Source organism: Allobosea sp. P1_A7 (genome assembly GCF_056406775.1).
In genome coordinates, this window is record NZ_JBFTZN010000222.1 from 1 (window position 1) to 9,675 (window position 9,675).

The following is a 9,675-nucleotide window of genomic DNA, read 5'->3' on the forward strand; positions in this document are numbered from 1 at the left end:
CGGGATGGAAAAGCCGAGAACGGCAAAGGCCATCGCGAACTTGTCGACCCAGGTGCCTGCCTTCCAGGCCGCGATCACCCCCATCGGCACCGCGATGACGACCGCAAAGATCAGCGTCAGCACCATCAGCGAGACGGTCGGCTCGATGCGCTGGGAGATGAGCTGCGTCACCGGCAGCGAGGTGAAGATCGATGTGCCGAGATCACCCTGCAGCACCCTGAACAGCCACTCGCCGAACCGTATCAGGTAGGGGCGGTCGAGCCCGAGGCTCAGCCTGATCTTCTCGACATCCGCGGGCGTCGCCTGATCACCCGCGATGACTGCCGCCGGATCTCCCGGCGCTATGTAGAGGAGAGAAAAGACGAACAGCGCCACGAAAGCCATCACCGGGATGGTCGTGATGATGCGTCTGACGATGAAAGCCAACATCGCGGCGCTGTATCCCTATCGTTGCAAATCAGGCCTTGGAGACGCCCCAGAAGAACGGCAACGGCCCGCTGACGACGCCCGAGACGTTCTTCCGCCAGGCTTGGTAGCCGAGATAGAAGCCGGTCGGCGCGTAGACGACATTCTGAACCGCCGCCTGGTTGAGCCGGCCCATGGCCGCCTTCTCCTCGGCGAGATCCTTGGCGTTGAACCAGTTCGTCACCTCGGTCTCGACGGCAGGCACGTCCGGCCAGCCGAACCAGGCCTTGTCGGCATTCGCGCGGATAGCCGTATACGAGGCCGGATTGATGCAGTCGGCGCCGGCATGCCAGGTGTGGAACATGCTCCAGCCGCCCTGGCCCGGTCCGGTCTTCTGGGCGCGGCGGGAACCGACCGTGCCCCAGTCTGTCGCGACGAAGTCGACATTCATGCCGATGCGCTTGAGCAGATCGGCCGTGACGTCGCCCATCGCCTTGGTGGCGGACATGTCCTGCGCCACGACACAGACCACCGGCTCGCCCTTGTAGCCGGACTCGGCCAGCAGCTTCTTGGCGGCCTCGATATTGCGCATCTTGAGCATGTCGCCGCCCTGCTCCGTGTAGAGCGGGGTTCCCGGCGTGAAGAACCCGGGAAGCGGCTTCCAGAGCTTGTCGTCCTCGCCGACAAGCGCACGCATGTAGTCTTCCTGGTTCATCGCAGTCAGCACCGCCTGGCGCACCTTCAGATTGTTGAAGGGCGGGTGCAGGTGGTTCATGCGGAAAGCGCCGATATTGCCGAGCGGATCGCCGATATCGACATTGATATTCTTGTTGGCCTTGAGCACCGGCACGAGATCGGCGAGCGGCGTCTCCCACCAGTCGATCTCGCCATTTTGCAGCGCCGCGGCAGCCGTCGCCGGGTCGGGCATGATCACCCACTCGATCCGATCGACCAGCATCTTCTTGCCGCCGGCGAGCCAGTTCGCCTGCTCGGAGCGCGGCACGTAATCGGCGAATTTCTCGAAGACCGCCTTGGCTCCCGGCACCCACTCATTGCGCAGGAACTTCATCGGTCCGGAGCCGACATATTCGGTGATCTGCTGGAACGGATCGGTCTTGGCGATGCGCTCGGGCATGATGAAGGAACAGGGAGCGTTGTTCTTCGCCAGCGCCAGCAGCATCTTCGGGAAGGGCTGCTTCAGCGACCATTTCCAGCTCCGGTCGTCGACCGCAACCAGTTCGTTCTGGATGGCGCGGAGCATCAGGCCCATCGGGTCGCGCGCCGACCAGCGCACGAGGCTCTGCACCACGTCCTTGGCGAGCACCGGCTCGCCGTCATGGAATTTGAGGCCGGGGCGGAGCTTGAAGGTCCAGGTCAGGCCGTCGGAGGAGACCTCCTCGCTTTCGACCATCTGGCGCTGCGGCTGGAACTTGTCGTCGATGCCGTAGAGCGTATCCCAGACCAGCGCAGCGGCGTTGCGGACGACATATTGCGTGCCCCAGATGGGGTCGAAATTCGCGAGATTGGCCTGCGGCACGAAGCGCAGGGTCTTCGCCGCTGCTCCTTGCGACAAGGCCGGCATGGACAGCCCTCCGGTGGCGGCCAGAGCGCCGGCACCAGTGGCAGATTTCAAGAATGTCCTGCGATCCATTACTCTCTCCCCTGAAACGGCTACCTCTGACGGGCGACCTTGAGGCGAGTGTGGGCGAGAAAGATCACCCTGACAACACGCCGCGCCGGTCGAAATCCGCGGCTGGGAGGCTTGCAGAGTCCGTGCCAAACGGTACCGGTTGGCCCCCAACGCCATGCGCCCGCGCCAATCGAACATAATTCCGCAGAAAATTGCGCAACGTCGGCTAAATCGATTTGATCGGCGCGCAGCTGGCCTCATCACATCGATTTCCCAGCAGGCGAAGGGTCCTCGCCGACCGGCGAAGACGAAGCGCCCGCTCAGGCCTCGTCACGCGCCACGCGCCAGACGCGCGCCCCTTCTGTCGCCCCGCAGAGTTCTGCTAGGCATTCGGGCGTTGACGCGGGTTTTTTGGGCAGGTCCATGCGCTTGGCAGTGGGGATATTGGTTCTGGGCTGCGCATTGGCGCTATCGTTCGGCGCCACCGTATCGGGTCAGGATCAGCCCCGTGTTCTGAAGCGGGTGAAGAGCTCGGCCGCTCCGGAAAGCACCGCACCAAGTCTCGAAACGGTGCCGTTCGTCGATGCGCATGTCCATCTCAATGACGAGGCCATGCAGATCGAACTGATGCGGCATTACGGGGCGAAGCGTGCCGTCGTGTTCTGGGGGCGCAACGGCGACAACGGGTCGATTGCCGATGCCGTCAAGCGCCGTCCCGACCTGTTCATCGGCTTTGCCTCGATTTCTCCGGAGCGCAGGGCTCATCGAAAGGCCTGGGAGGATCAGGACCTGGCGCTGCTCGAGGAGCTCGACGGTCTCCTGGCCACCGGCCAGTTCAAGGGTATCGGCGAGATATCGGCAGTGCATTTTCCGTCGCCCGGGTTTCCCGAGGCGAACTACGATCCGGCGGGCCCGATGATGAGCGGGATCATGGCCCTGGCGCGCAAATACCGCGTGCCTGTCCTGGTCCATGTCGAATCGACACGGATGCGCGAACTGACATCGCTGCTCGAGGCCTTTCCCGATGTGAACCTGATCTGGGCCCATGGCGGTTACACGCCGCTGTTCCTGGCCCGCAGGATGCTCGAACGGCACCCCAACCTCTACTACGAGCTGAGCGCGCGAACCTGGCCAAGGCACCCGCGTTCCCCCGACTACACGATCCTGCAGGACGGCAGGAGTGTCTGGCCGGAATGGCTTGAGCTCATCGAGACGATGCCCGGCCGCTTCATCATCGGAACCGACGCAAGCCATCGCTCGCTGGGGAGCGAGCGGATGAAATTCGAGAGCGTGCAGTCTTTCCTGCGCCAGCTCAGCCCGGCAACACGGGAACGGGTGGCACAAGCCAATCTGCTGGGGCTGTCCGAACCCAGGCCCTGACCGGCCCGGCTTCGCTCTTCAGGCCACTCTGACGGGCGCGTCGACACGCGCGAAAGGCTGCAATGCCTCAAATGCCGCCGCCGCACGCAGAACCAGCGCATCCCGGCCGAACGGCCCGACGATCTGCAGTCCCGCCGGCAACCCGGCCGATGTCAGGCCGCAGGGCACGGAGATGGCCGGTGCCTGGGTGATGTTGAAGGGGTAGGTGAATGGCGTCCAGCGCGTCCAGTCATCGCCATATCCGCCGTGGCCGGGGGCATTCCGTCCGACCTCGAAGGCCGGCAGGGGCAAAGTCGGCGTGAGCAGCAGATCGAAGCGCTCGTGGAACTGCGTCATATGATACGCAAGCGCATTGCGCTGGTTGAGCAGGGCGTCGACATAGGCCGAGCCGGGAATCTGCTCGCCAGCCTCCGCCACGGCCACGAGACCCGGGTCCATCTGCGCGCGCTTCTCCGGCCCCGCTCCGCGCAGGGCCAGGGCAGCCCCCGCCGACCACAATGTCATCAACGTCTCAAGCGGATCGTCGAAACCGGGATCGACCTCCTCGACGCTCGCACCCAGCTCACGGAACGCAAGCGCCGCCGCCGCGGCGAGCGCTGCGATCTCGGGGTCGACGAGATGGTTGCCGCCAAGGCGCGGCGACCAGGCGATGCGCAGGCCCTTCACGCCACCGGCAAGGCCCGCAACGTAGTCCGGCGGGGGCTCGATCATCGCGGTCATGTCCCGGCCATCAGGCCGACCGATCGCGTTCATGGCGAGCGCCGTGTCTGCGACGGTGCGGGTCAGCGGGCCGAGATGGGCGAGGAAACCCATGGTCGAAACGGGATAGGCCGGCACGCGGCCATAGGTCGGCTTCAAGCCGACGACACCGGTGAAGGCCGCCGGGATTCGGACTGATCCGGCACCGTCGGTTCCGATATGGATGCAGCCGAGATTGAGCGCTGCGCATGAGGCCGCGCCGGAGGAGGAGCCGCCCGGCCCGGTTCGGATATCCCAGGGATTGCGCGTGATGCCCGAGAACGGTGAGTCGCCAACACCCTTCCAGCCATATTCCGGCATCGTCGTCTTGCCGAGGAAGACGGTCCCGGCCTCACGCAACCGCGCCGCAGCCGGAGCGTCTTCCGGCCAGGGCGCGCCGGAGGCCAGCGCGGAGCCGCGGCGCATCGGCCAGCCCCTCACGCCGATATTGTCCTTGATCGTGACCGGCACGCCGTCGAGCGGACMGAGCGGAGCGCCCTTGAGCCAGCGTGCCTGCGAGGCCTCGGCCATGGCGAGCGTGACCTCGGCATCGCGCACGACGAAGGCGTTGATGTCGGGCTCGAAACGCTCGATGCGGTCGAGCGCGTCCTTGGCGACCTCGACCGGCGAGAGGCTGCGCCCAGCGTAGAGCTTGTTCAGCGCGACAGCAGACAGGGAAGCGATTGCGGTCATCGGCATCTCTCGTGAGGAGGAAGGACCAAGGCTGGGAGCAGATGTCTTTCGCGGCGCCCGCGCTTGATCAGTTATTCGCCACGCGCCAGGCGGCACTGAGCAGGACATTGGCGCCGGCGACCATGTCCTCGTCAGTGCTGAGCTCCGCCGGGTTATGCGAGAGGCCGCCGATCGAGGGGATGAAGATCATCGCCGTCGGGCAGATGCGCGACATCATCTGGGCGTCGTGTCCCGCGCCCGAGATCATCCGGCGGATCGGCAGGCCGAGTTCAGCTGCGCTCATCTCCACGCCGTAGATCAGCTCCGATGCGAATTCGACCGCCGGAAAGCGGGCAAGATCGCGGAAGCCGATCTGGATGCCGTCCCGCTCGGAAAGCTCCGCGCAGAACGCCCGGACGGCGGCCTCCGCCTCAGTCAGGAGCGCGTCCTTGGGATTGCGCAGGTCGAGCGACATGACCACGCTTTCCGGCACCACGTTGACGTTGCCGGGCTCGACGCGGATGACGCCGGAATTGGCAAGCTGGCCCGGAATCTTGCCCGTCAGCTCATTGGCGAAGAGGTTGATGCGCGCAGCCGCCAGCCCGGGATCCCTGCGATAGGCCATCGGCGTCGTACCGGCATGGCTCGGGCGGCCCTTCAGCGTCAGCTCAAGCCAGTTGATGGCCTGGATGCCGGTGACAGCGCCGAGCCCACCGCCCTCGCCTTCGAGGACCGGCCCCTGCTCGATATGGAGTTCGAGATAGGAATGCGCCTTGAGGAAGCCGGGCCGTTCCGGGCCGTGATAGCCGATCCGCTTCAATTCGGTGCCGAGCACCGCCCCATCGGCATCCTTCTCGGCATGGGCCGCTTCCACGCTCATGCCGCCGGCCCAGACATAGGAGCCGAGCATATCGGGATGAAATCGGGCGCCCTCTTCATTGGTGAAGGCGATCACCGCCATGTCACGCTTCGGCTGCAATCCTGCATCGCGCAACGCCGCCAGCACCTCGAGGCCGGCAATGACGCCGAGCGCACCATCGAAGCGCCCGCCGGTGCCGACCGTGTCGATATGGGAGCCGAGGATGACGGCAGGTCCCTCCTCTCGCCCCTTCAGGATTCCGACGACGTTGCCGATCGCGTCGACCTTCACGTCGAGCCCGAGCGCCTGCATCTGCTCCACGAGCCAGTCACGCCCCTGCTTGTCCTCGTCGGAGAGAGCGAGCCGCCGGCAACCGCCTTCCGGCGTCGCGCCGATCCTCGACAAGGCTTCGAGCCTCGAGACCAATCGTGGCCCGTCGATCCGCAGGTTCGAGCTCATTCGCCAACTCTCCCAAAAGGCCGGCCACAGGCCGCTAACGCATAAAGCATGAACGATGCCGGCCGCTCAGCCGGCGAGCAAGGCCGGCTTGCGCTTCTCGACCCAACCGGTTGCGTCCTCATAGGCCTGCGCGGCCTCGAGCAGCAGACGCTCCGCGTGGTTGGGCCCCCAGAGTTGCATGCCCATGGGCAAGCCCGCAGCGTTGAAGCCGACCGGGACACTGATCGCCGGACAGCCCGACATCGTCACCGGGATCACCACCTCCATCCAGCGATGATAGGTGTCCATCGCGCGGCCGGCGATCTCGCGCGGCCAATGCGTTTCGACGGCAAAGGGAAAGACCTGGGCACTGGGCAGGACAAGCAGGTCGTAGCGTCCGAACAGGCCGCGCACATGCTGATACCAGGACGAGCGCAGATTGGAGGCCTTCATCACGTCGAAGGCCGAGAGCTTGAGGCCCTGCTCGACCTCGTGGCGCGCTTCGGGCTTGAGAAAGTCGCGCCGTGCCGGATCCGCATGGATGGGGGCCAGGCTCGCACCGACCTGCCAGGCCCTGAGTCTCGTCCACGCCTGCCAGACGGCTTCGGGGTCGAAACCGAGGCTCGCCTCCTCGACCCGCGCCCCCATGTCCTCGAAGGCCTTCAAGGCTTCGCGGCAAAGCGACAAGACGCCATCCTCCATCGGCAGGTGCCCACCGAGATCGCCAAGCCAGCCGATGCGGAGCCCGGCGATGTCGCGCTTGAGATTGCCCAGGAAGGCGGCCGGCTCCTCGCGGATCGAGAGCGGAACGCGCGAATCGTAGCCCGACTGCACGGCGAGCAGCGCGGCAAGATCGCGGGTCGTGCGCGCCATGGGACCAGCTACGCCCATCTGCGGAATGAAGACCTCGTCGCCACTCGAGGGCACGCGGCCATAGCCCGGCCGCATGCCGAGCACGTTGTTGAAGGCAGCCGGATTGCGCAGCGAGCCGGCATGGTCGCTGCCATCGGCCACCGGCAGCATGCGCATCGCCAGCGCAACGGCAGCGCCACCGCTCGAGCCCCCCGAGGTCTTCGACTGGTCATAGGCGTTGCGCGTTGCCCCGAAGACCGGATTGAAGGTCTGCGAGCCCAGGCCGAATTCCGGCGTATTGCTCTTGCCGATGATGATGGCGCCAGCCGCCTTCGTGCGCTCGACGAAAATGGCGTCGCTTTGCGCGATCTCGTCCTTGAAGAGCGGCGAGCCTTGCGTCGTCGCGAACCCCTTGGCCGCGGCAAGGTCCTTGATGGCCTGCGGGAAGCCGTGCATCCAGCCACGCGACCGGCCTGCTGCCAATTCGCCATCCAACGCCTCGGCTTCCCCCAACAGATCGGAGCGGTCGCGCAGTGCCACCAGGGCATTGACCGTCGGGTTATGCCGCTCGATCTGATCGAGATAGGCGCCCATCACCTCGACACAGGACAACTTGCGCGCGTGGATCGCGTGCGACAGCGCAACAGCGTCCAGGCCGACGATGTCGCCGGCCATGGCGGCGTTTCTCAAATCTGACATCCTTGACGGTTCCTCTGTCTTCTTCTTGCCGGTGATGATGGCCGCCATGGCCGAATGCCGGTAGCGACGTTTGCGCAGGGGCCGGATCGCGAAAACGCGCAGCGGGCCGCTCCCACACGCTCACGCGCCGAGCGCGGGCAAGCCCAGCGTGGCTGACCCTGTCCTGCACAGAAAATGGGCGCTAGAAGCGACGGCCCATGACCGATCTGGCCCTCCCCACTGCGCGCGCTCATCCCTGGCTCACAGAAGTCAGGGCCATGCTCGCCCTGAGCTGGCCCATGGTGCTCACCAATGTGGCGCAAACGGCGATGACGGCAACCGATGTGGTGATGATGGGACATCTCGGCCCCGACTCGCTCGCGGCCGGAGCGCTCGGAGCCAATCTCTACACGGCCGTCCTGATTTTCGGCATCGGGGTCATGGCAGCGGTCGCGCCGATGATCTCGATCGAGCTCGGGCGCAACCGCCATGCAGTGCGCGACGTGCGCCGCACCGTGCGCCAGGGTCTCTGGGTGGCAGCGACACTGGTTGGACCGATGTGGCTGTTCCTGTGGCAGGGCGAAGCGATCCTGCGCGCCATGGGGCAGGATCCAGCGCTTTCCGCGGCGGCCGCGAGCTATGTCCACACCCTGCAATGGAGCCTGCTGCCGTTCTTCTTCTATCTGGTCCTGCGCGGCTTCGTCGCGGCCTTGCAGCGGCCATTCTGGGCCTTCGTGGTCGTGCTGTTCGCCGTCGCATTCAATGTCTTTGCCAACTGGTGCCTGATGTTCGGGCGGCTCGGCTTCCCGGCCCTCGGTCTGCCGGGTTCGGGGATCGCCACCGCACTCTCCTCGACCCTGATGTTCCTTGGACTTGCCATTGTCGTTTCGGTCGACAGGCGTTTCCGGCGATTTCATCTTTTCGGGCGCTTCTGGGTACCGGACTGGCCGCGATATCGCGCCTTCTGGCGGCTCGGCTTCCCGATCGGCCTGACGCTCGCCTTCGAGGTCGTGATCTTCAACGGCGCCGCCTTCCTGATGGGGCTGATCGGCTCGACCTCGCTGGCCGCGCATGCGATCGCCATTCAGATCGCGTCCCTGACCTTCATGGTGCCGATGGGCATCGGCCAGGCCGGCACCGTGCGTGTCGGCCGCGCCTATGGTGCCGGCGATCGCKACGGCATCACGCGTGCCGGCACCACCGCGATCGTGCTCGCGATCTCCTTCATGGCGCTGACCGCGCTCGTGATGCTGCTGGCTCCGCACCTGCTGGTCGCGCCCTTTCTTGATGCCAGCAAACCGGGTTCGCAGGCAGTTGCCGAACTCGCGATGCGCTTCCTCCTGTTCGCAGCGATCTTCCAGATTGCCGATGGGGCACAGGTGGTCGGTTCCTGCATCCTCAGGGGCCTGCGCGACACGCGCGTGCCGATGATCCTGGCTGGCCTGGGCTATTGGGGCATCGGGCTGCCGCTTTCGGCGGCTCTCGGCTTCTGGACACCACTTGCCGGCAGCGGAATCTGGATCGGGCTGGCGACCGGCCTTGCCGTGGTGGCGGTGCTGATGCTGTGGCGCTGGTCGCAGCGCGAAAGGCTCGGCCTGGTCGCGCCCGCGTCGACGCCAAGCTAGGTTGCACCGGCATTGCAGGGCGGACACAGCAAGCCGCCAGCGATGTCCCCAGTTTTCAGGGGTTTGCGCGATTCGGCGCTGTTTTTGCCAAGCATCCGCCTGATCGCCCGATAACACGGCCGATTTTCCGGTGTTTTCGAGCTGTTGCGGATTCAGCACAGCCAGCTGAAGACACAATTTCGCCGCACTGTGTTCACCCCACGGCCACGCCATCCGCCTTGAACCCCATTGGGCGAAGACGTGGAACACCGTGGAACTGCGCGATCGCTCGTCCGTTGCTAGTCCCGCAAGACCAAGAATACGCGAGCCAAACTGATGTCCTTCGACTCGATCGCCGGCGCACTCCGCCATCGCCTCTTCAAGCGCATGATGGTGCTGCTGTTGCCGCTATCGCTGGC

General features: G+C 65.5%; 7 protein-coding genes. 2 read left to right on the top strand and 5 right to left on the bottom strand.

All coding sequences use genetic code 11. The features are described from left to right. Together AC1D34_RS28030 and AC1D34_RS28035 are read right to left on the bottom strand one after the other, a co-directional pair. The coding region (locus tag AC1D34_RS28030; RefSeq protein WP_476825960.1) for an ABC transporter permease at positions 1-429 on the bottom strand (429 nt) is incomplete at its 3' end. 28 nt (positions 430-457) lie between these two features. Beyond that, positions 458-2,056, bottom strand: coding sequence for an ABC transporter substrate-binding protein (locus AC1D34_RS28035; protein ID WP_441489067.1), 1,599 nt, complete (start codon positions 2,054-2,056; stop codon positions 458-460). 402 nt (positions 2,057-2,458) lie between these two features. On the opposite strand from AC1D34_RS28035, the gene AC1D34_RS28040 reads away from it, so the two are divergent. Next, positions 2,459-3,415: an amidohydrolase family protein gene (locus AC1D34_RS28040; RefSeq protein ID WP_476825961.1), complete on the top strand. Its 957-nt coding sequence runs from the start codon at positions 2,459-2,461 to the stop codon at positions 3,413-3,415. A gap of 18 nt (positions 3,416-3,433) precedes the next feature. Here the strand turns inward: AC1D34_RS28040 and AC1D34_RS28045 are convergent, their stop codons facing one another. From AC1D34_RS28045 to AC1D34_RS28055, 3 genes are all read right to left on the bottom strand, one after another. Beyond that, positions 3,434-4,846, bottom strand: coding sequence for an amidase (locus AC1D34_RS28045; RefSeq protein ID WP_476825962.1), 1,413 nt, complete (start codon positions 4,844-4,846; stop codon positions 3,434-3,436). A gap of 67 nt (positions 4,847-4,913) precedes the next feature. Next, positions 4,914-6,143, bottom strand: a complete 1,230-nt coding sequence (locus AC1D34_RS28050; protein WP_476825963.1) for a Zn-dependent hydrolase — start codon at positions 6,141-6,143, stop codon at positions 4,914-4,916. 66 nt (positions 6,144-6,209) lie between these two features. After that, the gene (locus AC1D34_RS28055) at positions 6,210-7,673 is read right to left on the bottom strand and encodes an amidase (RefSeq protein WP_476825964.1); all 1,464 of its coding nucleotides are present in this window, start codon (positions 7,671-7,673) and stop codon (positions 6,210-6,212) included. A gap of 197 nt (positions 7,674-7,870) precedes the next feature. Between AC1D34_RS28055 and AC1D34_RS28060 the strand changes: the two genes are divergently transcribed. Continuing rightward, positions 7,871-9,277, top strand: a complete 1,407-nt coding sequence (locus tag AC1D34_RS28060) for an MATE family efflux transporter (protein ID WP_476825965.1) — start codon at positions 7,871-7,873, stop codon at positions 9,275-9,277. Positions 9,278-9,675: the final 398 nt, after the last annotated feature.

Coding starts and splice junctions, on each gene's coding strand:
- AC1D34_RS28040 (WP_476825961.1), top strand. CDS start 2,459: ATGCGCTTGGCAGTGGGGATATTGGTTCTGGGCTGCGCATTGGCGCTA.
- AC1D34_RS28035 (WP_441489067.1), bottom strand. CDS start 2,056: ATGGATCGCAGGACATTCTTGAAATCTGCCACTGGTGCCGGCGCTCTG.
- AC1D34_RS28050 (WP_476825963.1), bottom strand. CDS start 6,143: ATGAGCTCGAACCTGCGGATCGACGGGCCACGATTGGTCTCGAGGCTC.
- AC1D34_RS28055 (WP_476825964.1), bottom strand. CDS start 7,673: ATGTCAGATTTGAGAAACGCCGCCATGGCCGGCGACATCGTCGGCCTG.